The organism is Cyanobium sp. NIVA-CYA 375 (assembly GCF_056108345.1).
Genome location: NZ_JBSYHW010000041.1, coordinates 1 through 23,858 on the forward strand (window position 1 = coordinate 1; position 23,858 = coordinate 23,858).

Annotated in this window: 20 protein-coding genes; 9 read left to right on the top strand and 11 right to left on the bottom strand. The window is 56.4% G+C overall.

Going from position 1 to position 23,858, the window contains the following annotated elements; all coding sequences use genetic code 11:
* The first annotated feature begins 309 nt into the window (after positions 1-309).
* Both AC01FP_RS10965 and AC01FP_RS10970 read left to right on the top strand, forming a co-directional pair.
* Positions 310-1,551, top strand: coding sequence for an IS256 family transposase (locus AC01FP_RS10965; RefSeq protein WP_474480184.1), 1,242 nt, complete (start codon positions 310-312; stop codon positions 1,549-1,551).
* A 109-nt stretch (positions 1,552-1,660) separates the two neighbouring features.
* Entirely contained in the window at positions 1,661-1,852 is a 192-nt protein-coding gene (locus AC01FP_RS10970; RefSeq protein ID WP_474480186.1) for a hypothetical protein, read from the top strand.
* 77 nt (positions 1,853-1,929) lie between these two features.
* On the opposite strand, the gene AC01FP_RS10975 is transcribed toward AC01FP_RS10970, so the two are convergent.
* From AC01FP_RS10975 to AC01FP_RS10985, 3 genes are all read right to left on the bottom strand, one after another.
* Positions 1,930-2,946, bottom strand: a complete 1,017-nt coding sequence (locus tag AC01FP_RS10975) for a hypothetical protein (protein ID WP_474480188.1) — start codon at positions 2,944-2,946, stop codon at positions 1,930-1,932.
* Positions 2,946-3,398 carry a DUF6932 family protein gene (locus AC01FP_RS10980; RefSeq protein WP_254929568.1) on the bottom strand — a complete coding sequence of 151 codons (453 nt, stop codon included), beginning with the start codon at positions 3,396-3,398 and terminating at the stop codon, positions 2,946-2,948. The genes AC01FP_RS10975 and AC01FP_RS10980 overlap by 1 nt, the downstream gene beginning before the upstream one ends.
* A 210-nt stretch (positions 3,399-3,608) precedes the next feature.
* Positions 3,609-3,908: a hypothetical protein gene (locus AC01FP_RS10985; protein WP_474480190.1), complete on the bottom strand. Its 300-nt coding sequence runs from the start codon at positions 3,906-3,908 to the stop codon at positions 3,609-3,611.
* Positions 3,909-4,025: 117 nt separating this feature from the next.
* On the opposite strand from AC01FP_RS10985, the gene AC01FP_RS10990 reads away from it, so the two are divergent.
* From AC01FP_RS10990 to AC01FP_RS11000, 3 genes are read left to right on the top strand one after another with little or no spacing between them, the layout of a single operon-like run.
* Complete coding sequence (locus AC01FP_RS10990; RefSeq protein ID WP_474480192.1) at positions 4,026-4,673, top strand: DUF488 domain-containing protein; 648 nt, start codon at positions 4,026-4,028, stop codon at positions 4,671-4,673.
* A gap of 9 nt (positions 4,674-4,682) precedes the next feature.
* Positions 4,683-5,132, top strand: coding sequence for a DUF488 domain-containing protein (locus AC01FP_RS10995; RefSeq protein WP_474480193.1), 450 nt, complete (start codon positions 4,683-4,685; stop codon positions 5,130-5,132).
* A gap of 3 nt (positions 5,133-5,135) precedes the next feature.
* Positions 5,136-5,795 carry a dual OB domain-containing protein gene (locus AC01FP_RS11000; RefSeq protein WP_474480194.1) on the top strand — a complete coding sequence of 220 codons (660 nt, stop codon included), beginning with the start codon at positions 5,136-5,138 and terminating at the stop codon, positions 5,793-5,795.
* A gap of 304 nt (positions 5,796-6,099) precedes the next feature.
* On the opposite strand, the gene AC01FP_RS11005 is transcribed toward AC01FP_RS11000, so the two are convergent.
* From AC01FP_RS11005 to AC01FP_RS11015, 3 genes are all read right to left on the bottom strand, one after another.
* Positions 6,100-7,044, bottom strand: a complete 945-nt coding sequence (locus tag AC01FP_RS11005; RefSeq protein ID WP_474480195.1) for an RAD52 family DNA repair protein — start codon at positions 7,042-7,044, stop codon at positions 6,100-6,102.
* An 80-nt stretch (positions 7,045-7,124) separates the two neighbouring features.
* Positions 7,125-7,736, bottom strand: a complete 612-nt coding sequence (locus AC01FP_RS11010; protein ID WP_474480198.1) for a siphovirus Gp157 family protein — start codon at positions 7,734-7,736, stop codon at positions 7,125-7,127.
* 51 nt (positions 7,737-7,787) lie between these two features.
* Entirely contained in the window at positions 7,788-8,309 is a 522-nt protein-coding gene (locus AC01FP_RS11015) for an SLOG family protein (protein ID WP_474480199.1), read from the bottom strand.
* A gap of 1,423 nt (positions 8,310-9,732) precedes the next feature.
* Between AC01FP_RS11015 and AC01FP_RS11020 the strand changes: the two genes are divergently transcribed.
* Positions 9,733-10,389, top strand: coding sequence for a site-specific integrase (locus AC01FP_RS11020; RefSeq protein WP_474480200.1), 657 nt, complete (start codon positions 9,733-9,735; stop codon positions 10,387-10,389).
* Between the two features lie 162 nt (positions 10,390-10,551).
* Here the strand turns inward: AC01FP_RS11020 and AC01FP_RS11025 are convergent, their stop codons facing one another.
* The 3 genes from AC01FP_RS11025 to AC01FP_RS11035 form a co-directional block, all read right to left on the bottom strand.
* Positions 10,552-13,281: a DEAD/DEAH box helicase gene (locus tag AC01FP_RS11025; RefSeq protein ID WP_474480203.1), complete on the bottom strand. Its 2,730-nt coding sequence runs from the start codon at positions 13,279-13,281 to the stop codon at positions 10,552-10,554.
* A gap of 9 nt (positions 13,282-13,290) precedes the next feature.
* Positions 13,291-15,783, bottom strand: coding sequence for a dynamin family protein (locus tag AC01FP_RS11030; protein WP_474480206.1), 2,493 nt, complete (start codon positions 15,781-15,783; stop codon positions 13,291-13,293).
* A 486-nt stretch (positions 15,784-16,269) separates the two neighbouring features.
* A complete protein-coding gene (locus tag AC01FP_RS11035) occupies positions 16,270-16,503 on the bottom strand; it encodes a hypothetical protein (protein ID WP_474480208.1) in 234 nt (77 codons plus the stop codon).
* A gap of 6 nt (positions 16,504-16,509) precedes the next feature.
* Here AC01FP_RS11035 and AC01FP_RS11040 point away from each other — a divergent pair, with 6 nt between their 5' ends.
* Both AC01FP_RS11040 and AC01FP_RS11045 read left to right on the top strand, forming a co-directional pair.
* Complete coding sequence (locus tag AC01FP_RS11040) at positions 16,510-16,731, top strand: hypothetical protein (protein ID WP_474480210.1); 222 nt, start codon at positions 16,510-16,512, stop codon at positions 16,729-16,731.
* An 85-nt stretch (positions 16,732-16,816) separates the two neighbouring features.
* Positions 16,817-20,083 carry a tetratricopeptide repeat protein gene (locus tag AC01FP_RS11045; RefSeq protein ID WP_474480213.1) on the top strand — a complete coding sequence of 1,089 codons (3,267 nt, stop codon included), beginning with the start codon at positions 16,817-16,819 and terminating at the stop codon, positions 20,081-20,083.
* Between the two features lie 53 nt (positions 20,084-20,136).
* On the opposite strand, the gene AC01FP_RS11050 is transcribed toward AC01FP_RS11045, so the two are convergent.
* Together AC01FP_RS11050 and AC01FP_RS11055 are read right to left on the bottom strand one after the other, a co-directional pair.
* Entirely contained in the window at positions 20,137-20,394 is a 258-nt protein-coding gene (locus AC01FP_RS11050) for a M48 metallopeptidase family protein (RefSeq protein WP_474480215.1), read from the bottom strand.
* Complete coding sequence (locus AC01FP_RS11055) at positions 20,385-22,547, bottom strand: AAA family ATPase (protein WP_474480217.1); 2,163 nt, start codon at positions 22,545-22,547, stop codon at positions 20,385-20,387. Before AC01FP_RS11055 ends, AC01FP_RS11050 begins: the two co-directional genes overlap by 10 nt.
* A gap of 100 nt (positions 22,548-22,647) precedes the next feature.
* On the opposite strand from AC01FP_RS11055, the gene AC01FP_RS11060 reads away from it, so the two are divergent.
* On the top strand, positions 22,648-23,562 hold the full coding sequence (locus tag AC01FP_RS11060) for a hypothetical protein (RefSeq protein ID WP_474480219.1): 915 nt from the start codon (positions 22,648-22,650) through the stop codon (positions 23,560-23,562).
* Positions 23,563-23,858 lie beyond the last annotated feature (296 nt).

The window sequence follows — 23,858 nt, forward strand, 5'->3', positions numbered from 1 at the left end:
GGCAATACAAGAAAGCATCACAATAGAGCCGATCGCAATGGCATTGACTTTGTCAATGTTTCTCATGACTGCTTTTAGATACTTTTTGGAGTTGAGTGTTGGGGATGCTTGTTTGTAGCCAAGACTTGACACTACCTATGATAGCTCAAGGCGGAGGCGGTGGGGGCGTCCCGGCAAGTGGTGTAAATCCCTGTGCTCAGCACCGGCGTAGCCGGTGCTGACGGTCCGTTGCTCAAAGCCCTTGCGGGGGAATGGGTGGGCCGTTCTGTGACTCTGGTCGGAGCACTACCACCTTCCCGAGACCAGACCATGCCCAGCTCTGATTCTGCCGCCACGGAACTGGCGCAGCTGCTTGGCAGCGGCACCGCCGGTGCGCTGATCCCCGAACTGGTGCGCCAGGGGCTGCAGGCCCTGATTGAGGCCGAGGCCGCTGCTGCCATCGGTGCTGACCGCCACCAGCGCACTGACCAGCGCCGGGGCCACCGCAACGGCAACCGTGATCGGCTCCTGGCTACACCGGCCGGTGACATCCAGCTGCGCATCCCACGCTTCCGGACGGGGAGCTTCTTCCCATCGCTGCTGGAACCCCGCCGGCGGGTCGACCGGGCCCTGTGGGCGGTGGTGATGGAGGCCTACGTCTCCGGCGTCTCCACACGCAAGGTGGACGAGCTGGTGGTGGCGCTGGGCTGTGAGAGCGGCATCTCCAGATCGGAGGTGAGCCGCATCTGCCAGGGCCTCGATACCCAGGTGCAGGCCTTCCTGAACAGGCCACTGGAGTTCAGCCACTACCCGTACGTCTATCTCGATGCGACGTATCTCCATGGCCGGGATCAGGCCCGCAAGCAGGTGATCTCCAGGGCCGTGATCGTGGCCGTCGGGATCACGGCGACGGGCCAGCGGGAGGTGCTGGGCATCGAGGTGGGCGACAGCGAGGACGAGACCTTCTGGACCGCCTTTCTGCGGCGCCTGCGGGAACGGGGCATCTCGGGCGTGCAGCTGGTGATCAGCGACGCCCATGCCGGCCTCAAGAAGGCCATTGCGCGCTGCTGCCAGGGCACGACCTGGCAGCGTTGCCGCGTCCATTTCGCCAGGAACCTGCTGGCCAAGGTGCCCAAGGGCAGTCAGGACATGGTGGCTGCCGCCCTGCGCTCGGTGTTCGTGCAGGCCGAGGCCCAGGCCGTGGAGCAGCAGTGGGATCAAGTGATCACGATGCTCACCGAAAACTTCCCGGCCGCTGCGGCCCTGATGGAGCAGGCCAGGGAAGACGTCTTGGCCTTCCGGGCCTTCCCACCGGAGCACTGGCGCAAGATCTGGAGCACCAACCCGCTGGAGCGACTCAACAAGGAGATCAAACGCCGCACCCGCGTCGTCGGCATCTTTCCCAACGACGCCGCGATCACCCGCCTGGTGGGTGCTCTGCTGCTGGAGCAGCAGGAGGAGTGGCAGCTCGATGGCCGCCGCGTCTTCTCTGAACTCTCGATGGCCAAGCTGGACAAGACCAGCGATCAGCTCCAAGATCAACCAACAGCCGCACTTGCTGCAGCTGCCTGATCACTGATCTCCGTCAGATCACAGGCCTCGGGTTTTACACCACTCCAAGGGACGCAACCCGAAAGTGGGAGGGTGTCCACTCGGCTACTACAGCTCTGGCAACTACTGCGTGCCGAGCAGCAGCGGCAACACCCGCGGCGCCATCGAGAAGAGCGGCAACAGCTGCCCGCTGGGGTTCTACGCCTCAGGCAACTACTGCCTGAGCAGCCCCAGCAACGAGCGCGAGGCCATTCAGAAAACGGGCAACGCCTGCCCGTTGGGCTGGTTCAGCTCCGGCTCCTACTGCGTGAAGAGCCCGTGATCTCGATGCTGCCGGACCAGTGCATCGACAGTTCCTGATCAAATAACAACCACTGGGTCTGGAATTTTTTGGCGGGGCTAGCGTTCAACCCCCAATGCCAGTTGCTGATCCGGCAGCTTGGTGATTGTGATCTGCTCCACCCGCACCAACCTGGGCTGCTCATCCGCCGCAGCTTCGTAGCTGCCCTTCACACACACGGCTGCATTGAGCAGGCCGATGATGCCTCCGTCGTAGAGGGGCTCGTAGATGCAGCGCATGCCGCTGCTGGCCCCCCTACCCCGGATCTCAAAGCGGCGGGCATCGAGATCCACCTCCCGCACCACGCCCTCGAACTCACCATTGCCCTTCAGGCGCCGGCTGCTGGGGGTATTGAGGCTGCGGCCAATGATCTGGCGGCTCTGCTTGGTGAGGGGCTGAGCCGGGCCCAGATTTTCATCGGGCTGCGGGCCGCTGAGGAACAGCTCACTGATCGCCTTGTTCTGGGCGGATGGTGCCAAGCGCCTGGCTGCCACCATCACCGTGTCGCGCACGGCGGGATCGGGGAACTGCTCGTAGATGGCCTCGCTGATCTGGCCGTCCCGAATCAGACGTGGAATTGCAGGCAGGCTCTGCACGGCCGTCTGCACTGCCTGGTAAAGGTCATCGGTCACCCCGGGTAGCACCGCCTGGCCATCGGCACCTACATCCCCGGGGCGAGGCACCCGCATGCCAACCACAAGGCTGCCGTAGGTCACCCCTGCCAGCTGGGGGTCCAGATCGGCCGGCCAGCGCACCTTCTTCTCTTCCATTCCGGCGATCGCCTTGGCCACCTTCTGGATCTCGTCCCGGAGCTTTCCGAAGACAGTCGTCACCAGCGACACAGGCGGCTCTCGATGGGCGACACCGGGCCCCCGGTAGCGGGCGATCAGATCCGCGTTGTCGGCCAGCAGGGCATAGGAAAAGTCCTCGCGGTAGAGCTTGGCCAGCATCTCCATGTAGGCACTGGTGATCTCTTCCGGCTCCTGCCCCATGCGCCTAGCCAGTTCCCGAGCGGACTGGAGCTCCCGGTGAATGATGCGGGCTTTGGCCTCTATCGCGTCGATCCAGCCACTCATCAGATCAACCTCAACACGCCCTTGCGGTGGCCGTGGTGCAACCCCATCTCGAAGGCTGTCTGGGGTCGCAGGGTCTGCAACAGATCAACGAAGTCCTGCTTGAGACCCTTCAAGCCTGGGAGCATCTCGATCTGATAGCAACCCAAGAGTTCGGCTTTCCGCTGAAACAGAATCTGTCCTTCCCACTGCTCTTCATCGGAGAGGCCGCTGAGTTCCAGCACGAGATTGATGTTGCTGGGGCTGGCTTTTTTGCTCACATAACTGCCATCGAGAAGAACCGGAGGCGCCATGGTGAACCGCGGCGTCAGTTCAACAGCGATGAACTCCCGCAGCAGTGAGGTCAGCCGCCGCCGCTCGTCATTCCAGGCCAAGTTCACCTCTACCTCCTTGATGGTGCACTCATGAATGCCACCAGGCAGCAGGCCAAACCGATCGAAGGAAGGGATCGGCATCCGCTATCCAGCAATCGCTGCCCCGAGGCTCAGGGCCCTGCCTGCTGCTGCGACAGATGAAGCCGCCTCGATGATCGTGCTGATGGCGTAGCCGGGCATGGGCTGCCGCGATTGCCAGGTTTATACCCAGTCCTCGGCGATCCGGGTAGCTGATGACAGGGTCCGATGGCATACCGGCCGGGAGTGCCAGCCGGGAGAGGCGCTGGCGCCTCAGAGCACGTGCACCCTGGCCTGGGGCCCAAGCACTCGCTGCTGATTGGAGGCCAGGATCAGGGCCTCGGCCCTGGGCGCGTAGTGCGGCTGGGCGCTGATGCGCCCCTCGCGATCGAGGAACAGCACCCGCAGCAGCTGGCCGGCGGCAACCGCTTCGCGGAAGCCGGGGCTACGAGCAGGTGCACCGAGATGATGCGGATCGGGCAGGCGCGGACCAGGAGAGTGGCGGCCATGGCTGGGCTGGCGAACGACACCGCCGTTCAGCCCCCACCCATGACCACCCACAACGCTTGTCATGGAGTCGAGTCGAGGCCCTGCACGCCGAAATCCCAGTCCGTAACTGAAAGACCAGCCAGGCCCTGCTCGATCCGGGGCGTCTTTGACAGAATGGGGACGCTGAGCAGCATGCATCCCGTGCGTCTCTACACGGTGGGCCACTCCAACCAGACTCTGGGCCAGCTGGTGGGACTGCTCCAGTTGCATGGGATCAACGCTGTGGCGGATGTCCGCTCCATGCCTTACAGCCGCCGTCTACCACAGTTCAACAGGCCTGAGCTTGAGGCGGAGTTCCACAAGCACGGCATCCGCTACGTGTTCCTTGGAGAGGAGCTGGGCGCCCGGCGGGAGGAGGAATCGGCCTACGACGGGCTGCAGGCTGCCTATGAACGTGTGGCTCAGTTGCCAGCCTTTCAACTAGGCCTGAGCCGGGTGCTGAAGGGGCTGGGACGAGGGATGACCCTGGCGCTGCTATGCGCAGAGCGGGACCCCCTGACTTGCCATCGATCAATCCTAGTCAGCCGGCACCTTCAGGCCAGGGGGGTGGACGTGCAGCACATCCTTGGAGATGGATCACTGGAGAGCCATCAGGAGCTCGAACACCGCATGCGCCGGGCCTTGCAGAGACTCGGCATCTTGGAGGTCTCAGGAGGAGATGTGCAGCTGGATCTTCTAGGTCGCGAGGTCACTCAGGGCCGACCAATCAGCCCAGAAGAAGAGCTTGATGAGGCCTACCGCCAACAGGGGCGACGGATTGCTTACACCAAACCACTGATTGCCGCCTGATGCATTCCCATGGGTAAGAAGATCACGCTCTACACGATTGGATTCACCAAGAAGAACGCCAGGCAATTCTTTGAATTGATACAGAAGAGTGGAGTAAATAAAGTGCTGGACACGCGACTGAACAATGTTTCGCAGCTGGCGGGATTCACCAAGAAGGATGATCTTGCATTCTTCTTGGATAAGGTGGCTGGGGTAAGCTATGATCACGCCCTGAAGCTCGCGCCTACTGACGACATTCTAAAGAGCTACAAGAAAGGCGAGATCACCTGGGACACATATGCCACCGCTTACAACGATCTGATCGACAAGCGCCATGTCGAAGATCTCTTTCCAGCAGACTTGCTGGATGGGGCTTGCTTGCTTTGCAGTGAGGCAACTCCACACCATTGCCACAGAAGGCTGGCAGCAGAGTTCTTCAAGAATCATCTTGGAGGAGGAGTGGAGATCGTGCACCTCTGAGGTATGGAAACTACTGTGCTCTGCCTGGCCAACTCTAAAAAGGAGGGCGAACGCTGCATCGCCGGCATCGATGTGCGTACCGGGCAGTGGGTACGCCCCGTAAGCCGCCATACCCCAAAAGGGGAGGTGCCTCTTCGCGAGCGTCAGGCAAATGGCCAAGAGCCGCAACCCCTAGATCTAATCCAGATGGATCTAGCTCACAATGCTCCTGCTGGGTTTGACTACTGCCATGCCAAAGAAAATCGCTGGATCGAAGCGACACCCTGGACAAAGTTAGGTGTGGCTGGCACCAGAGATCTTCATCGCTATCTCTGCACCGCTGCTCGGATCCTGCATTCCCAAGCCAAGTACACACGTCCCGACGTGATCGAGTTAAAGCCACTTGCTGAGCGCACGACTCTTGAACTTCGCAAAGTACGCCGTATTGATTTTGACCAAAGTGGCGGCAAGTGGAAAGCCACGCTGTCCACAGCCGAAGGCATTGAGCTTCGGGGGATTAGCGTCACTGACTGCGTACTTACTGAACAGCTCAATGGTCGGGAAATCACCGGGCAGCAGGGCTATGCAGTGATCAGTCTCAGTGTTCCTTGGACTCCACCGATAGAGGACTGGGCTGAGGGGCCTGTGGGCTGGAAGCTACTGGCTGGTTGGATTACTGAATAGGCTTAAAGAGTGAGTTGCGAACCATTTTCCCTGAAGGCATCGAATTTGGCCAAGCCCCAGCATGGTTCTAGCGTTGATGAAGGGCCAGGAGATCAACCTGACTTGTGGGAGTCCATGCCTGGAGGTGTTGCCCCTTAGCCAACAGAGTGAGGAAGTCCAGCATCAAGTGGCTGAGCAACTCTCCCAGCTTTCGATCGAGCCCCTGATCTGCGCAGCTTGCTGACCGTTGCAGTGGTCAGGTGATGTGATGAGGCCCCACTCAAGGTGGGGCCTCCTGACGCTGCCATCCATCCACTGCCGGTGACTACTGCTGCACCAAGAACGCCTCAATCCAGTCGTGGTGGCACTTCTGGTTGATCCGATCGGCGATTGTCACCGCTTCCTCTGGCACCTGGAACCGCTTGCGGAAGGCCCGGGTGAGGCTCTCCAGCCGGGGCCGGGGGAGCGCCCGCAGGCTGCTGTGGAGGTGCTGGATCGTTCTGACATCGAGTGCCACCTGGCCGGGGTCGACCAGGGCCGGGGATGCAGTGGTGGGGGAGGGAGCGCCAGCCGCCGCCCGGCTCACGGAAGGCTGCTGCCCACCTGGCCGCTGCACTCCCTCTCCCTGACCTGCTGCGCTGCTGACCTGCCGCTGCGCCTTGTCGTAGAGCGCCAGGCCAAACGGGTTCCCAAAGGTCATCAGTGCCCGCTTCATGGCGTCGGTTTCGGCCTCCTTGAGGGCGGATTCATGGGCCTGCCCCAGGTCGACGTCGATGCCGTGGCCGGCGCCGCTGCCCTCCCGAACCAGGGGCATCAGGCTTCCGGCGCTAACAGTGACGCGCACGCGGGCGGTGTAGGTGACGCCCCAACCGTGCTTCTGATCCCGGCCGATTGTTCGTTCCGCCTGGGCGACGCAGCGGACGGCGATGGTCTGCCGCTGCCAGCCATCGAAGCCAAAGATGCGGTTGGCTTCCGCGATCACCTGCCAACCCTCCAGATAGCTCACCCGGCTGCGGCCCTGCTCCCGCTGGCGGACGTTGGCCCGATCGAGGGGAGCGGCGAGGGCAGCGAGCTGCTCGGGGGAGAAGCCTGGGGACTGAACCGAGACGGCAGCCGACGCTGATTCCGGCGTGGCTGATGAAGAAGCAGCCTCGGCGCGGTCAGTAGCTCGGATCAGCTCCAGGGCCGATGGCGGCCTTTGGGCAGGGCGAGGAGCAGAGGGGCGGCTGGAGGTGCGGGTCCCGTTGGCAGAAGGAGCGGCGACGGTCATGGCGATGGAAGCAATGGTGTGAAGAGGGGAGGGGTCCCGGCTGCACCACCGGAATCCCACTTGCAGGTGGCCTGAAGCCGTCAGTGGATGCGCCAGCTGCGACGGGAGAGGAGCTGGGCGCCGGTGATCTGGCGGCCAGCCTTGAGGGCCTCCTTGATGGCGGCCTTATCTGGCTTGCTGGTGGTGGTGACGGTGAGCCACTCGGAATCGAGTGCCTGTTCGTCGACGATCACGACGGCGGAGGTCCTGCGGCTGCTGAGCTCGTGATTCGGAAACGAGAAGCGGGTGGCGGTCGGCTGCAGCTGGTTGAGGACAAAGATCAGCGACTCCTCCAGGGCATCGGCCCGGCTGGCATCAGAGCGGGCCAAATCAGCGAGGCGCTTGGCCTGCTGCTGCCGGTAGGCGGCCTGGCCGCGCAGGTGGTCGATCACCCAGCAGGTGGCATCGGCCTTGGCAGCGAGGGCCGCATTGTTGCCCTCCTCTGCAAGCAGTGCCGCCTCCAGCTCGGCGAGGGCTGAGGCGCGCTGCTCGGGATCATCCGCCTCCAACTGCTGAGCCAGCTGGCCGATGGCGGTGGTGAGCTCCTGGGCCTCGACGCCCAGCTGCCAGAGCGAGCCGGAGCGCTGGAGGGAGCAGGACGGCCCGGCGGCTTGGGTGAGGGAAGGAGCGGCGGGGGCGGTGAGAACAGCCATGGGGTGGTGAATGGGGATAAGGGACAGGAAGAACGGGGCAGCGGATGCGCCTCAGGCGGCGAGGGGCTCCGGCGAAAACAGCGGTGGCACTTCCATCACCACCACCGGCACCGGCGAACGGGAGGAGCAGCGGCGGGCCTGCTGCACCAGCGAGGCCGTGCCTGCCCCACCGGGGAAGGCGATCACCAGCACCGAGGCGCTGAACGCTGGGGAGGTGTGGGCCTGGGCCTCGACCAGGGCCTGCTCGAGGAGGCGCCGATTGCGGATGGGGCCGGCACAGCGGCCATAACGGCGCCACTCGGCAGCGAGGGACTGGACCCGCCAGCCGAGCTGATGGGCGGCACGCCCGATGGCCTGATCGGCACCACGGGCACCGCCATGGAGCAGCAGATGAACGGCACGGCCACCGCTGCGCTGGAGCAGGGCGGATGCGATGCGCTCCTGAGGCCAGACGAGATCACGGCCACCGGCAGCGACGATGACGACCGAGCGATCGGCCAACGCCGGCGGCGGCAGGAGAGCGGGAAGCGGCAATGCAGCGGCCTGGGCCACTGCAGCAGAGAACAAGCTCATGGGCTACAGAGCAAACGAACGGGGCAAGTTGTCCGAGGATTTCGTTGCCGCAGGCGATGGGCTCATGGCCTTTGGCGCAGCTCTTATTTTACCAGTACAAACGCACTAATTTGCGGGCAAAGCGGCTGCGGGGCAATGGATCTACGTAAAGCAAAGCCATCCGCTGATGGATCGGCGAGCTGATAAGCAAGGCCACCAGATTCAGCATTGAATGCCCAGCTGGCCGCGCAGCCGCGCGAGGAAACCTGGGGCCTTCCCCTTCCTTGTCAACGCGGGCGAAAGCCCGGCCACCGCAGCCGCGGGAGGACGGCCATGCCTGCCCACCCCCACACCGGCCCCGGAGCGGAGGGCGGCGGCGGCTGGCCGATGCACGCCACGGCGCAGCCGTGGCACGCTGAAGGACGGCCGCTGCCGACCGGAGCCCTGCGGAGCCTGACGTTTCCTCGCAGCCACGCAAAGGCGACAGCCTGCAAGAGATGCAAGAGAAAGCTGGGTGCTGATCCCAGCTCAAGTCGGATGACCCCGACTCCGGACTGCCCACCACCAGGCATGCAAGAGAGGAACGCAGGGCCTCAGACCCCTCTGTTCTCTTGCACTTTCTCTTGCAAGCAAGAAAAAAGGGTTCCCAGCACCGCCGAGAACCCTTGGTATCACATATCGGGGCGACAGGATTCGAACCTGCGACCTAGTGCTCCCAAACCAATCGATTAATCCTGATCAGCACTACTGAAACCAGTTGCGGCAACTGACTTTGTCTGAGGCTGTCATGGCCTGTCAGGTCCAAAAAAGCCATTTTTCCGTACAATTGTACGAATGGTTGTTTGAGTGTTCCATGGCTGCGAGAGCCCGTCATGACCAGGCCTGGGTGAAGGGTTTTCGGGTCTCCATTCGTACAAGTACGGCTGAGGGTTGGTGGGTCCGTGAGCATCGGGACCGCATGCGTCTCGAGGTAAAAACCGCCGACGGCAGGATGACATCTGTGGCCCTCCCCTTTGATTGGGCCAAGGGGCAAACGGGCGATGCGGTGGCAAGGGTGCGCTCCATTTATCGCCTAGTCGGTGAGGGCCACACCTTGAAGGCCGCTGCAACCCTGGCTGCCGGAGAAGCACCAGCGGCACCAATTGATTGGCCAGCTGTGGCGGAGAGATTTCGGGTCCAAAAGTTGCAGCACGGCACGACCGTGAAACCTGAAACCTGGGAAGCCCACTACCTACCTGTTGTCTCCGCTGCCGTGGAGCTCCTTTGCAGTCGAAAGGCACCGATGAACCCTGCCGATCTGATGGATCAGTGCATCAGAACCTGGCCTCCTGGAAGCCGAACGCGCCAAATCCGAGCTCAATCACTGGCTCAGTTCCTGCGCTTTGGCGTTCACCGCGCTGGGTTGCCTGTCCTCTGGGTACCGCCATCCGAGCTACGGCAGCACGTGGGAACCAAATCCAGAGAAGCGGCATCTGCCACTCAGAAAGGAGATCCCTTCAGCGACCAGCAGATTTTGAACCTGATTGATGGGTTACCTCAAAATGAGGCTGGCTGTCGTTGGGCCGACAGCGTCCGACTAATGGCCGAGCTGGGCCTGCGTCCGATCGAGCTGCTGCATCTGACGATTCGTGCAGATTCAGCCACGCGAGAGCCCTACTGGTGGTGCACCTATCGAAAGCGCAGTGGTGGGGGGTCAACAGATTCACGCCGGTTATTCCCGCTGCCATTGATAGGAGAAGACGGGCAAGCAAGCAGCTGGAACTTGATGCAGCGATGGCAGGCGAATTTGATCGAGCTGCCACCACTAAATAGTGGGAACAGTCCTGCAGATTGCATCAAGACATATCTAAGCCGTCAGCAGTCATGGAAGTCGCTGCGACAAGTAATGGCTGCAAATGCCCAACGTGCAGTTCCTTACAGCTTCCGGCATAGCTACAGCCTGCGCGGTCATCAACGTGGGATTGATGCTGGCAGCATGGCGCAAGCAATGGGTCACAGCTTTGAGGTGCACTGTCGCTCCTACCCATGGGCGAGTGCTGCTGGGACAATTGCAGCATTTCAGCGAGCCAATGCGGCAGTGGCATTGGCCTCTATTGCTTGAGGTCAGCCAGGTTTGCAAATGGAATTGGAAATTGTCTATTGGCTCTAGTAATTACCTAATTTCATTAAAAAGGCTTGCGCGTGGAGTATGTGGCACAAAGTTAATGAGGTACATGGCATGCTTACGAACATCCTCAATGCACACCAGCAGCATTGGGGCTGATCAAGGCGCTATTGTTACCGCTGCCAATGGTGACACAGAATACCTAATGCCTTGAGCAATATCTTCCTCGGAAGGAATACGCAATAGGTTTACAAGGTTGCTTTCGATTTCCGGAAGATCAGAGCGAGTGCGAACTTCTTGTGGGTCTTTAACCCTGCTGGACGAGCAGAGAGCTCGTACTATCCGGGCACGCGCATGACCAACCACTTCTGCCGGTTGTTTATCTGATGCAACTATGAATAGTCTCAGTTCCACTGAGGCTTCCGACCAGCGACCAGCCTTCTGTCTCAGTTCCTGACGCAGAAAAAAGAGACAGGTAACTACTCCGAGCTCGCTTACTTCTGGGTCAAGGATTGACGATCTATTAACAAATGCGATTCCAGATGAACGATTCGGAGTCAGAACATCGCGTAAGGCTCGTTGCACCCAATCGAGGTTAAACCCGAGGCTCAATGCCATTTCACCTCCAGGCCCAGTGGCAACTAAACCACCAGTATCGCCACAGGCATAGATCTTTCCATTCGCTTGAATAGTTTTAACACTCTCCTCTACAGCGATAATTTCGTCATCTGAAAATTCAAAAGAGGAGAATGTTGCTCCCGGCCCATCAGAAGCACCACAATATTTGACGAGGAAAGCGCCCAGGTCAGCCCAGTGTGCCTCGCCTGCAGTCGCTGCTCGTATGAGCTCAGACTGGCGCCTGTATAAGTCGTCAAAACTATTCCAAGTACGAAATCCTTCGTTCACCAGTCTTCCAATTTCATCGGCCTCAGGGGATCCTTGATGGAGTGGGCTAGATACATCACCCAATATTGTTTCCAATTCTTTAGGTGGTACTAGAGACATCACGCGGCTAAAGAGCATTTCAAACTCCTCTGGTGCAAGATGGCGAGCAACTAATGCAAGCTTGTCGCGAGCAATGCGGTACATATCAATCTCTCGACTGCCCGCTGCCACGACCGTATCAACAACGATTGTTTTACGAGAACCAAATCGATGTACACGGCCGATACGTTGCTCAAGATCCATTGGGTTCCAAGGAACATCGAGGTGTATGAGGTATCGGGCACGCTGCATATTCAGGCCTTCACCACCAGCTTTTGACGAAACAAGAAATTGCGGTCCATCATCAGATTGAAAGTGAACAATTTGCTTCGTACGCTCATTGTCAGTCTGATTACCAATAATTATCGCAGGCTTTGTTCCAAAACGCTGTTCGAGAAACGATGCAACAACGGAGACTGTTTCTACAGGCTGTGCGAATAGCACAACCTTTTCTCCACCAGCATTATCGATAAGCTTGCAAACGGCATCCCATTTGGCTTGGGAAGATCCACTTCGGATCAACTCCACTCCATCATCTAGCAACTGTGCCAGCAGCGTCGGATCAGGTCGCCACTCCGCTTCGTCCATCTCTTCCTCATCTTCTTCTCCCACTTGTTGCAGTGCGGCACTACCAATCTGCTTAATAAGTCGCCCAAATAATATTGGTAATGGTTCATCAACTGCGCCACCTCTGTAGGGTCGCAAGGTGGCCAGGGCTACACTTAAGGAGGGATGCTCTAAAGTCCAGTTTAGACGTCTTATTCCAAGTCGTATTAGAAAACCAAGACCGGCCTGGACGCTGGATGCAGCCCATTGAAGCGCCTGCCCCTTTGCCCAGCCAGCTGCACGTAGCCGTACTCCGTTCAATCCACCTATTTCATATAGTTCAGCTACAAGGGAATACCATTTTTTATAACAATCACCAAGTTCAACAACAATTGGTTTTCGGATGTCACGAGATGGAAAAAGGGGCGCACCTCGCCAGTCTCTTACTCTGTCCTTTGTTCGAAAAATAACCCTTCCCGCAGCACCTTTTATATCTTTGCCATCATCAGAAAGCAATCTCAGGATGTTACTAAATCTGGCTTCGCTTCCTTGATGTGGGGTGCCACTCATTAGGATTAGCCTCCCTTCTTCAGGCTGATTTTTAATTAACTGACTAACTAGCTTGAAAGATTGGTTAGGCTTGCCTCCAGATGGACTCCAATCCGATAGGTGGTGGCATTCGTCAACAATCAGTGCGTCCCAAGGTCCGCTTTTGACAACCTTTTCCAAATTGTCACCAAATACTGCCTTGTGAATACTTGCAATTACTATTTTGTCATCATCAAGCCGTGCATCGGAGCCAGAACCAGCAACCCATATACGTGCATCAATGTCAAGTTTCTCTCTAAACTCACGCGCTACGTTGCTTACTAAGCGTGCTGGGGCCAGATAGAGTATCCTTGTGCGGGGATCACGCTCTAGTAATTGACGAACAATAAGGCCAGCTTCAATAGTCTTTCCCAATCCCACTTCGTCGCCGATTAGCACCTTCTTTAGTTCAGGGCTCTGCAGAATGTGCTGAACCAGGCTGACCTGGTGCATTAGTGTGGCGGCCTTACGTGCATCCAATCGACGCTGTGGATCTTCTGCTACAAGAAATGCGGCATAAACCCGGGCCAGGGTTCTTGTAGACATTGACAACCACCCGTCTCCATCTGAAAGCGCTCGTAGCGCTAGTTCAGTGGCTGGAGTAGGGATCTCTTTAACCCTTCGTTTGTCGATATTTGTTTCAACAAGTGGTGGGTGTGTATCTGCTTCGCATAGCCGCCTAGGGATGCCGACTAAGTCATAGGTTACAAAGCCAAAATCCTCTACTGTCCGTAGCAATGTTCTTCTGTGACCTGCATATTCAAAAAGCATATATGTTTCTTATGCGGATATTTTGAGTGCAAGCTCATCAACTGTGCCACCTGGAAAGCTATCGATCGCTAAACTAACTTCTGCCAGAACTGGTCCACGCTTCTGTGCATCAGATCTACGAACACGTGCCTCATGGCTTTCAATGATCAAATCCGCAGTGGCCTGAAGTGGATCGCCGCCTTTCTTTAGCTCATGTTGTATCTCTTCTCTGACTCGTTTCGCATTTTCTTGCAGGATTCTAATAGCGGGCTCCTTTGCTGCCATCGTTGCTACTTTGGCGAGCCGAGTGAACAGCTCAAGGATGCGCATTTTTACTCCCGGTCCGATGTCATCACCATCTCTTACAAAACTTTCACACGCACTTTTGATTGGAATTCGAATTGTTGTTGAGAGTTCGGATTTAACAGTCTGGCGCAGTTCATCGGCAGCTTCTTTCCCTACTGACTTCATCTGGCTTGCAAGAGCAGCAACACGATCCTGTTGAGTCTGCAAGAGTTGCTTCTTAATCGTTGTCCCCCCGTACTCATTAGCCCAATCGCAGAGCTCCTGAACTATCTGTACCGTATCACTAGCAAAACTCGTGGTTTTTGTGCGAATTGCTCGCAGCAGCTTTTGCCCCCAGACAGCAGCCATGGGTTCCATGAAGTAACCAGTAATGTCATCTGGAAGATTTATATTGCGGCTGCCATAGAAAGAACCTCCACGGCGAACAGCGGCCCTCAAGGTTGCCCAATGGGCGCCTCGCAGGCTTCTCAGATACTCGCTGACATCCTCCTCTGCAACCTCGCGTGCTTCAAGGACTAGCGCCTCAATTTTCGCTTGAACAGTTTCGTCCAGAAAGTTGCGAAAGGCTGCCGCGCGAGCGCGGTATTCCTCCTTTTTATTTACAAGGATTGGTTTCAGTGATTCTTCTAGTCTTTCAGCTTCCTCTGCCGCGCGATCTTCTTGCCTCCACTGCGCTTCAATAAGTTGTATTTCGCTAATTAGTGTGGTCGATAGTCGTTGAGTGATTTCTTCTATTGATGTATTTCTTCGTTCGGTTTCTCTCTGCGCAAGAGATGCCAAAGAAGCCTGAAGCTGAGGAACTCCGGTTTGTTCTGCATCCGTCAAGAAAGGGCGGTCTTCCTCGTCGTCAAGCAATAGCTTCCGCAGTTCAGGTGCCGAAACTGGATGAATCTCTAATGACTCGATAATGCTAGCTCGTGCTTGGCTTCGCGCAAACTTAACGGTTTCATTAGAGGAATCACCAATCTTTCCCAATTGTTCAACTATTTGGGCTTTCATACGCGGCTTAAACTCTTCTACCAGTCGAGCAAAAACATCTCTCTTTTTTGGTCGTGGTTCACCCTGCTCAAGATTGGATGTCTGATTTTGCCACTCTGTTTGAGCTACATCGTCCACTCGCGTGACAGCAATTAGCATCGAACACGCATCACTAGTAGGATCGTCTGCGGAGCCAACTAGACGTTCCCAGTAACCGCTAGTTCGTAGTAAGTCCATGGTGGACTCAGTAGGGCCAGCACGGTCGACGGTGACTATTACTGCTCGGGCCTTATCACGTACATAACTCTTTGTCACGTCTCGATAAGAGTCCTGCGCAATACCAATGCCTGGTAGGTCCACAAGAACTACGCCAGTTCTAAGTAGATCAGAGGGCCAACCTACTTCAATTCGTTCGATTAGTGGTGAAAGGAACCCAGCTGCGTGTGCTGTCATGTCTTCATGAAAGCCTCTGGGGTCGTTTCCCTCCCTTCTTTCGTAGCTTCTGTCCTCCTTGGATAAACTTAAAATGTCTTGAACACGTTTTATCCGTCCCATATCATCGGCATCAATTATTGCGCCCCATCTCGGCGTATAGCCGCAGGCTTGCCTAAGTGCGTCAACTAGGTACTCAAGGGGTCGATCGGCAAACTGCTTGCCACAAACTATATTCTTGGCTTGTTTTATGTTTCCTTCCATTGCGTCTTCTGGTGCTTCCTCACCATCAACAGCTGTGATGCCTGAATTTACCTGTGCCTGTTGTAAAACCTCAGCAGTATCGTCGTCTGTCAGTTGGCTTGCCAATTCGGACTGTCTGATGACTATCTCTGCATCATCGTCAGCACTGACGGCAATTCCAGACTTTCTTTTTGCTGCACGAAGCTCCGATTGCAGTCTGGTCTCTAGAGCGAAGGCAAGTCTCCAGAGATGTTTCTTCGGATGATATGTAACGTGGAAGCACTTTTCCGAGCTGAAGCGTACCTCCGTGGCCTGCGCCGTTAGAGGGCCTATGCCGCCTGCTGGTAGAATTTGGCTTGCACCAGCTGCAATTGCATTTAGGAGTGTGCTTTTGCCAACTCCTGAGTTGCCTAGAAAGCATATTGTAACTTCGTCCTTTGACGCGAGTAGGCGTGCTAAGCGTTGCAGATCCGCTTGTACGGCCTCAATTCTGTCTGGGCAGTGCTTGATAAGCAACGGCATGGCCGCTTGCTCACACCACTTGAGTAGCTCGTAGGCATCCATGTTTTCCTTTTCAGGTCGAAGGAATCTGTTTTCCTGTAGCTAAAACCCACTGAACCTTACCCGAAAAGCTGGAAATTGGCTAGAGAAATGCTATGTGTCTTTAGGTCTGGCTGGTTCAGTGGTTAAGTCCCTTGTATTCCGTTCTGACAGCCCTCGCCAGTTTCGGCCCTGCTTCTATTGGGTATTTACTTGAAATGCCGTCCAAGCAGGACGAATTCCCTTGGTCTTGAACAACTCTATGAGTTTGGATGTATGCATTGTCTGCCTGCGTGTTGGGGCGGGCTCGTGTCTTTCGTTGTAGTGCTTGCTACTCCTTTGTTGATCGCTGGTCCAAGCATTGCTATTGCTCCCGGTTTGTCTACGTCAGATTGCTCATTCTGGAGCCTAGGTGGAACGTCTTAATCATGTCGGCTTTGATTTATGCATTCTTTCTCGCTGCAGCCTACGGCTCGTTTCTTCGCTGTAAGGAGTTTCAAAACAACACAACTATGCAGAAGCTGCATTGAAAACGGTCAAAGCGATGGGCAGCCTGCTCTTTCGCAGGAAGATGGCCCTGCGAATCAGCTGGTTGCCCCATAGTTGCTCTAGATCAACGTTTCGATCATGCAGCTTCTTCGTCTTGAGCACGGTCACTGGAATTTCTTCTGCCCAGTAACCGGCAAAGAGGTCTACAAAGAAGAAGGCGGCTTTAACGCCGCTACCTTCCGTGGCGGCTGGCACCAGGAGGTGCCTACCGAACCCCTAAACCTGGCGCCTGGACTTCAGCCTGCTTGGGATGCCTACCTGGCCGAGGTGGAAGCAGAGGATGGCGACCTCGATGTGGCGGCCTTTCTTGAAAGCGTCGAGCAACCCGGCTGGGTGGCTTTTGAGATCACCACCTGTGGCATGGCCTGCGGTCCGGTGTGGGAGACCACCTGGACCGTGCTCGACCTCAGCGACAGGAGCTAGCTTTAGCCGGCTTACAGTAAATCTAATCAGCAATGATTGCCGCGAGCAGTCGAGCTTGCTAAAATGTCAAAAAGTACAGACTAAAATGGGGAAGAAACGAAAGAATAAACGCTATTCGCAAGCTGCGGCTGGGGCTTTAATCACGCCAGCACCAGCAGACGCGGAAAGCAAGCAGAGCATTCATGAGCGATCATATCCACCGAGAAATGTCAGGAACTCAGCGATTGCTCGAATACTCAATAAAAAACCGAGTAACCGTAGCGGCCTTGAATGGTGGCAGCTTGGCGAATACCAGGTAATCAACGGACTTCTTGATAAAGATGAAGCACAGATCATCTCCGGAGAAGAGTGCCTGCTAGAGGGGGCATTGCTCGATAAACCTTATCCAGCTTGCTTGATAGACCTTGGCTGGATTCATCTTGAAAGGGGGAGCATTGTGCAGGCAAAGAAGTATTTCTTGGATGCGACTAGAGCTGATGCTTCATCGCGTGATGCTTGGGCCTTCCTTGGAATCACTGAGATTGCCACTAACAATCGAGATCGGGCAATCAAAGCGTTTCAAAAGGCCATTAGTCTTCTCGGGGAAAACCGCCACGAATCAGACGTCGAGACACTCAACCTATTGCAGGCCAGCCCTGAAATACCGGCAGCGTTAAAGACACGCACCAAGATATCGAAGTTTAGCCTAGACGAAATATGCCAGTTCAATCAAGAAGATCAAGCCAAGGCAATTCGCCTAATGATTGACCAGGCACTAGATACAGAGTTGTCACGTGAGCATGTCAAGGAACTTCTTGATCTGTTATGTCACATTGAGTACTCAGGCCTATCCAGCCTCAGTAGGACAATTGATGCGTGCACTAGGTCTATCGAGTACCTCGATACAACCTTTGCTCCCCATCTATATATGGGTCTAGCCTATAAGAAACTAGGCAAAAAAGTGCTTTCGCTTGAAGCCTACAGAAGATGCATCGAAAAGAACCCTGCCTGTGAATTGGCAATTACAAATATTGCAGATCTTCTGGGAGAGGTTGGAAGACCGAGAAAAGCATATAACTATTTGCTCGCATTCCGCAATAGTGGCGCTCCAATAACATCTGGAAACTTTTACAATAATCTTGGCAATGCCATTGCCAATCTTGGAATGGCAATTCGTGATGAATTGGACTGCCGGGAAAAAGCCCTGGAGCTTGACCCAAAGAATCCCAAGACCATCTTGAACTATGTGGTCTCTTTGCTTGCCAACGGAGATGTGATCAAGGCGAAGGGGTTGATGTTCAAATACAAAAAGAAAATAGTATCTAGCCTGGGTGCAGAAAGTATTGTCTTTCACGAGAAGCTAATTGAAGCGCTGATAATGATCACAGATCCATTTGGCCTGATGGTCATGTACGACGAGCTACTGCCAATTCTTGGTAGTAGGGATGCGGCTGTATTTTTGGTTAAAGCATGGGAGAGCCGGGGGGCATTTAAAGAAGATGGTTTCGGCGAAGAAGATCCTTCAAAGTGTTACCGGTATCCGGACTTTATCAATGAACTGGGGATCAAATGTGGCAATGCTGGATACCATCAGTATTCTCTCAAGTGCTGGCAAGAACTTCAAACATTTCCCGACTATGAAAATGCCAGCTGGAATATACCTGTATCCCTCGATGCGATGGGCTTGCACGAAGAGGCGTTAGAAGCCTTAAAGCATACCTCTGGACTATGCACGCGCAAGAATACCATTACCGCAAATCTACTTTCAAAACTAGATCCACGGCAGGCTCTTGAATTCTATATAAAAGCATTGTCCGAAGACGAGCCGTTCTTAATGCCAGTAGAGAATGGTTTTGCTCTGGCAAAACGGCTAAACAGAAGAGATCTCTATGGTGATTTCCTGAAGGCCCTAAGTCAAATAAGCGACTCAGACGAAAAAACAATATTATGCTCGCATATCAAGAACGCGCAGGGATTTTATGATGAAGCATGCTCACTCATGGAAAGTATCCTTATCCGTGGTGACGACTTTATAGAGATCAAGCAGTTGCGTAGTGAAATCAGGGAAGCATCCGCCGATTTAACCCTTATCGGCGAACGAGTTGGCGACGAGATTTACAAAAGTCTTGCTCATCTCTATCTACTAATGTCGCAATATGAAAAGCTCTTCGCTCTTATTGAGGCGATCAGTCAATGGGATATTGATCTTGATGGTGACTGGCGTATTATTACATCTATTGCGCTAAGCATGCAAGGAAGAACTCAGGAAGCAATTGAGACTGTACTTGGCATGAATGACCAACCACCGCCGCGTCTTGCCAAGACATTTGCATTGCTATCTTCCGGTGACCTAGACGCTGCTATGGCAGAGCTGAGTCAACTCGATGAATTCGAGGGGGATATTGATGGTTATTTATTTCCACTGTGCCTGCCATCAGCATTCAAGCCATCTTTGACCTCGCTTTATTGTTTAAAAAATGAAAGTATTGAACAAGCTAGCGAACACGCCCGACATGCAATTGGCTTGGATCCATCAAGCTACTGGGTTACTGATATTTATATTAAGGTCTTAGATGCGTCATGTGGGCTGGCTTCCGCATCAGATTATTTGCTGAACCTTCACAATAATGCGCCAGGTAATATAAAGCTTTTGCGAAGGCTGATTATGAGCCTTGCTCACGAATCGAGAATTGCTGAATGCAAGGAAGTAATTCAGAATCTCGAGCATGCGTATGGGCGATTCTATATAAGTCAAGTTGATGATCTGTTTCAGTTAGTCGAGATTCTCTCTAGGCGTCAGGACGAAAGGGCTTTGCCTGTGACGCTTCCTGAATGGACTTGTCACCTCGATACGCAAGGGAAAAAGTACTTGGAGGATATTGTTGAAATCCTGGGCTCCACCAATAACCGCGCAAGTTACTCCTTATTGGTATCAAGATTCTCTGAGTATCTGCTTAGACAGTATTTCTTCTTGCCGCTGGCCTCGCTAGTAGACCCGAGCGAATGCGTTACTTGGAAGTGGGCCCAGAATGCTTCGTCTTATTTGCTTGATCGAACTCAAAGACAGCCAACACTGGGTGATATTATTTCACTTATCAAAACCATGGCATACTCCGGTAATCAATCAAATCCATACATTCGAATGCTTAGGGATGCCGCATATCAGCTTCCAATTGACTTTAGGCAAATGTGTTCATATAGCTTCGTCGGCAGACTATTCCAACTCAGAGATTACCGAAACTCTGTGATGCATGCCGGGAACCCTTCGGCTACTGATCTAGAATCTGTAACGCTATTTATTTTTGGAGACGATCAGCTGGGTCGCGGTGAGTTTGTTTCCTGCTTGTTGGCGTCAGGTCAGTCTGGCAAATAGAGTTCAATTGCCCAGCTCTCGCCGAGGGAGATCTGCAACGACCCCCCGTCTGATCAAACAGACAGAATAGGCAAGCTGTTCAGCAACCGACGACGTTCTTGCCAATCTGGAAGGTGAAAATCCAGCAACCCTATGAACTCCTCGCCATGGCTAGGCACGCGCAGATGGGCTAGCTCATCAAGGACATCATAATCAAGACAGCATTTAGGCTTCTGAGCCAGCTGAGTATTCAGGCGGATATTCCTCGATTTTGGATTACACCTTCCCCACTTGCGGGTCATCTCCTGAATGAATAGCTTGTTTACCTGCACGTCAAGTCTTTCCTGCCACGTGTGTTCTCTCCCCCGTTTGCCTCAATCGCTTCCCGGCAACGGTCCACCAGCTCCTGCCGCAGCACGTCGGGGCTTTCAATGCGAATGCCACCGCCAAAAGCAAACAACCAGCTGCGTAGGTCTATGTCGGCTGCCACGGTCCAGAGAGGTAGGTCCAGCTCCACCGGATAGGGGTGGCTGTCGCTAGGGCCGGGCTCCAGCACATGCGGCGCCTTGGGGTGGTGCCACCAGCTATCGCCAGTCAGCGGCTTGGAGAAGCGCGTGTGCTCGATCGGATAGCGCTGCAGCCCCTCGCGGATAAAGGCAAACGCCCAGGGGGCGCAGCAAAAGCGCATGGTGATCAGTGCCTGGCTGCGCCGCTGGGCCGATGGGCTGGCAATCGCCAGCTGCTGCTCAAGATCACTCCCGAAGTAGATGCCGCCGCTGTGGTGCAGCAAGCGCTCCAACCGTGCGAGAGCGAAAGCGTGCTCCTCGGGGCTGCGGCGCAAGCCGCCATCGCTGCTGCGCAGGGCCAGGCGATCTAGCCGCTCGCTGCGGATCAGACCCTGCTCATGGCCCACTTGGTCTTCCTCGTAGAGGAGATACCAACCCACGTTGTGGAAGATCAGCTGCAGCGGCCACACCCGCAGCTCGCCTGCGGGGCTATCGGCAAAGCTGCCAACGCCTGGGTAGCGCTCAAGCAGCACACTCCGGTGCTCAACGATTGCAGCCTCAATGGCGTCTGCCCGCCTAGGTGCTGCCAGCGAATCGCGCCGCACCAGCTTGGTATCGACCACCGCATGGCGGGCGTAGCTGCGCACTGGCGCCACGCTATCGGCGCTGATACCCGCCCAGCCCAGCCGCTCATCCAGCTCGGCCAGCAGGTTTTGAGCAGAAGGATCGGCCAGGCGACCTGCGCTCTGGCGCAGCACGTTGTGCAGCTCCTGCAACCGCGCCGCAGGCAGCACAGCGGTGCCCAGGCAGTAGCCATGACGCACGTTGTCGTTGCGGTTGCGGAAGCCGTAGGGGGTAAGGATCTTCTCGAGGTCCTTACGCAGGGTGGCTGTTTCACCGTTCAGGTAGGAACCGGGGATTGCCTCGGTGGCGGCAATCAGGTGCTGGTGCAAGTTGGCGCCGCGGTCTGCCGGCCGATCAAAGGGCTGTTGCAGCAGATGGCGCAGCAGGGTCATCACCCGCAGAAACACCGGCCCATCGCCCATGGGCGGCAGTCCGCCATGGCTTGCACCACTAGCAGCATCACCCCGCTTGCGCTGGGGAACCTCTGCCAGCTGGATTGGCGCCGACACCGGCACGGCGCTGCAGAAGCCATTGGCCTCCAGCCAGGCCAAATCCCCCCGGATCGCAGTGGCATCAGCAAAACACTGGCCATGCAACTGGCCTAGAAACGCCGCCGCACGAGCGGCCAGATCACCCTGGGGCAGTGGCGAGAGGATCGCCTCCAGCTCCTCGGTGCTGGCCGGATCAGTTGGCGACAGATCAGGCCAGCTGCTCAGCAGCTTGATCAGATACAGCAGCCGCTCGAGATCAAGCAGCCGCGAGTAGCCGTGGCGCTGCAGCTTGCGCTCACGGTTGGTGGCAGAGCGGATGCGCTTATCAAGCCCGGACAGTTCGGCCTGCAGCACTGGCGTCAGCTCGCCGTGATGGGTTGGCACCACAGCGCAGATCGCCGCAAAGCCCTCCGCCCGGCATGGCCCGAAATGAGGATCAGCAAGGGCAGCGGCCATCTCCTGGATAACCGGCACCGGTACGGCCCGCTGGCGCCGGCTGTTCCACTCCAGGGAGGTGGGCAGATCGGTGTAGAGCCACCAGCCAATCCACTCCACTGGTGCAGACAGCGGCAATGCCTGGGTGATCGCCAGCCGCCAGGGGCGGCGGGCATGGGTGGCATCGACAATCACCGGAGTGCCAGCAGCCACGGCCTCTTGAATGCGCTGGTGCAGCCGCTGCTGGATATCCACCCAGGGGCCCTGGACTGCTGCATCACCAAACACCTCAGCTCGGATCACGTCAGTGGAAAGCACCAGCGCTGGGGCCTCACCGGGGCCAGTGAGCAAGGGCGCCAGGGCCTTGGCGAGGGTGGTTTTGCCGCTGGCGGGCTGGCCGATCAGCAGGTGGCAGCGGAGGGTCGCCATCGCGGCAGAGGCAACGGGGGCTTCCACTATTTCGCACGAAAAACACTCTTGCGAGGGTCCTGCGGGCTGACGCTGCATTCAGCAACAACTTCTGCCTCCCTTGGCCCACTCCTGCAGCAGCAGCGCCCGCTCCACGCCACGGCGAGCTGAGAACTCCTACGCGCCGCCAACGCCCTTAGAAGACCTGCACATCCTCGACTTCCTTGAGCTAGCTGGCTCCCAAGCCAAGGCAGGTGCAGCACTAGCGATGCATCAATCGACGGTGTGCCGCAGCGTGCAGTTGATGCAGCAGCAGTTCCAGTTGCTGCCGCACCGGGGATCACCTATCTACCGTCACGGCCACAACACCTGCCTGGGGTACCTGCGGCTGGCCTACAGGGAGCACCGGCTGATGGCTGGGCTGATCCGGCTCGGCACGGACCTGCTGCACCAAAGCCTTTTGCATGGCATGTCGGACGTGCAGCTGGTGCCGCCACGCTTCCGCAGCGCTGAGCATTGGGCTGAGCTGGTGAGCCATGGCCTGCTTGATGGCGCAATCATTAGCTCCTTCTGCTTGGAGCAGCAGCTGCAGTCAGGTCAATCGCCCAGATGGGACGGGCTAACCGCCATGCCGCTAGGGCAGTTGGCATTGCAGCTGGTGGCCACAACTACAGAGGCAAAGCAGGTGTTGCTGCCGCGACGGGGTGCGCTGCCGCTGCTGCATCAAGCCCTGGAATGGCACGGCCTTGGGGTGGCACAGCAACCAGAAGCCTGCCAAGAGCCCGCTGCCTGGCTCAAGCGGGCTAGGGACCGAAGGCTGGCGATGCCGATCTGCGCTGACTTGCTCGGGCCTGGCTGGCTAGAAGCCAATGCTCTGGTGCCGCTAGCAGCGCAGCCAGCACTGATCGAGCAGCTATGGCTGCTACTCCCCCGCAGTGCGGCGCACAGCAAGACAGCACGGCTTTGCCTGCGGCTGCTCAGGGTGCGGATCAATCGGGCCGCAACAGCGGCAGTGACAGCAGGGGTTGGGGCGTGAGAAGGAGCAGCAACGCTGGCCGGCATGCCGCTCAGCTATGCGAGATCTGCATTTTATTAAGCAATCACCACCAGTGCAGTCGGCGTGATCTTTGAAGGACGCTCACCTGATACTCATCATGCAGGTGCAATCCAAGCCAGGGGTGAATTTCACTGAAAACGAAAAGCCAGAGGCAAGGTGTTCTCGGAGGTGGAAAAGCTCTTGCGAGCAGCTTTAGATTTCATTCAGGGTCTATTGATGTTTGTTGGTTGAATGATTTTTTCCTGTTTTGCAACCAATCCCGCGCGCCCCTGACC

Excerpts from the sequence above, each read along its gene's own strand:
- AC01FP_RS10965 (WP_474480184.1), top strand. The coding sequence starts at position 310 with ATGCCCAGCTCTGATTCTGCCGCCACGGAACTGGCGCAGCTGCTTGGC.
- AC01FP_RS10975 (WP_474480188.1), bottom strand. The coding sequence starts at position 2,946 with ATGAGTGGCTGGATCGACGCGATAGAGGCCAAAGCCCGCATCATTCAC.
- AC01FP_RS10980 (WP_254929568.1), bottom strand. The coding sequence starts at position 3,398 with ATGCCGATCCCTTCCTTCGATCGGTTTGGCCTGCTGCCTGGTGGCATT.
- AC01FP_RS10985 (WP_474480190.1), bottom strand. The coding sequence starts at position 3,908 with ATGACAAGCGTTGTGGGTGGTCATGGGTGGGGGCTGAACGGCGGTGTC.
- AC01FP_RS10995 (WP_474480193.1), top strand. The coding sequence starts at position 4,683 with ATGGGTAAGAAGATCACGCTCTACACGATTGGATTCACCAAGAAGAAC.
- AC01FP_RS11000 (WP_474480194.1), top strand. The coding sequence starts at position 5,136 with ATGGAAACTACTGTGCTCTGCCTGGCCAACTCTAAAAAGGAGGGCGAA.
- AC01FP_RS11005 (WP_474480195.1), bottom strand. The coding sequence starts at position 7,044 with ATGACCGTCGCCGCTCCTTCTGCCAACGGGACCCGCACCTCCAGCCGC.
- AC01FP_RS11010 (WP_474480198.1), bottom strand. The coding sequence starts at position 7,736 with ATGGCTGTTCTCACCGCCCCCGCCGCTCCTTCCCTCACCCAAGCCGCC.
- AC01FP_RS11015 (WP_474480199.1), bottom strand. The coding sequence starts at position 8,309 with ATGAGCTTGTTCTCTGCTGCAGTGGCCCAGGCCGCTGCATTGCCGCTT.
- AC01FP_RS11025 (WP_474480203.1), bottom strand. The coding sequence starts at position 13,281 with ATGCTTTTTGAATATGCAGGTCACAGAAGAACATTGCTACGGACAGTA.
- AC01FP_RS11030 (WP_474480206.1), bottom strand. The coding sequence starts at position 15,783 with ATGGATGCCTACGAGCTACTCAAGTGGTGTGAGCAAGCGGCCATGCCG.
- AC01FP_RS11045 (WP_474480213.1), top strand. The coding sequence starts at position 16,817 with ATGGGGAAGAAACGAAAGAATAAACGCTATTCGCAAGCTGCGGCTGGG.
- AC01FP_RS11055 (WP_474480217.1), bottom strand. The coding sequence starts at position 22,547 with ATGGCGACCCTCCGCTGCCACCTGCTGATCGGCCAGCCCGCCAGCGGC.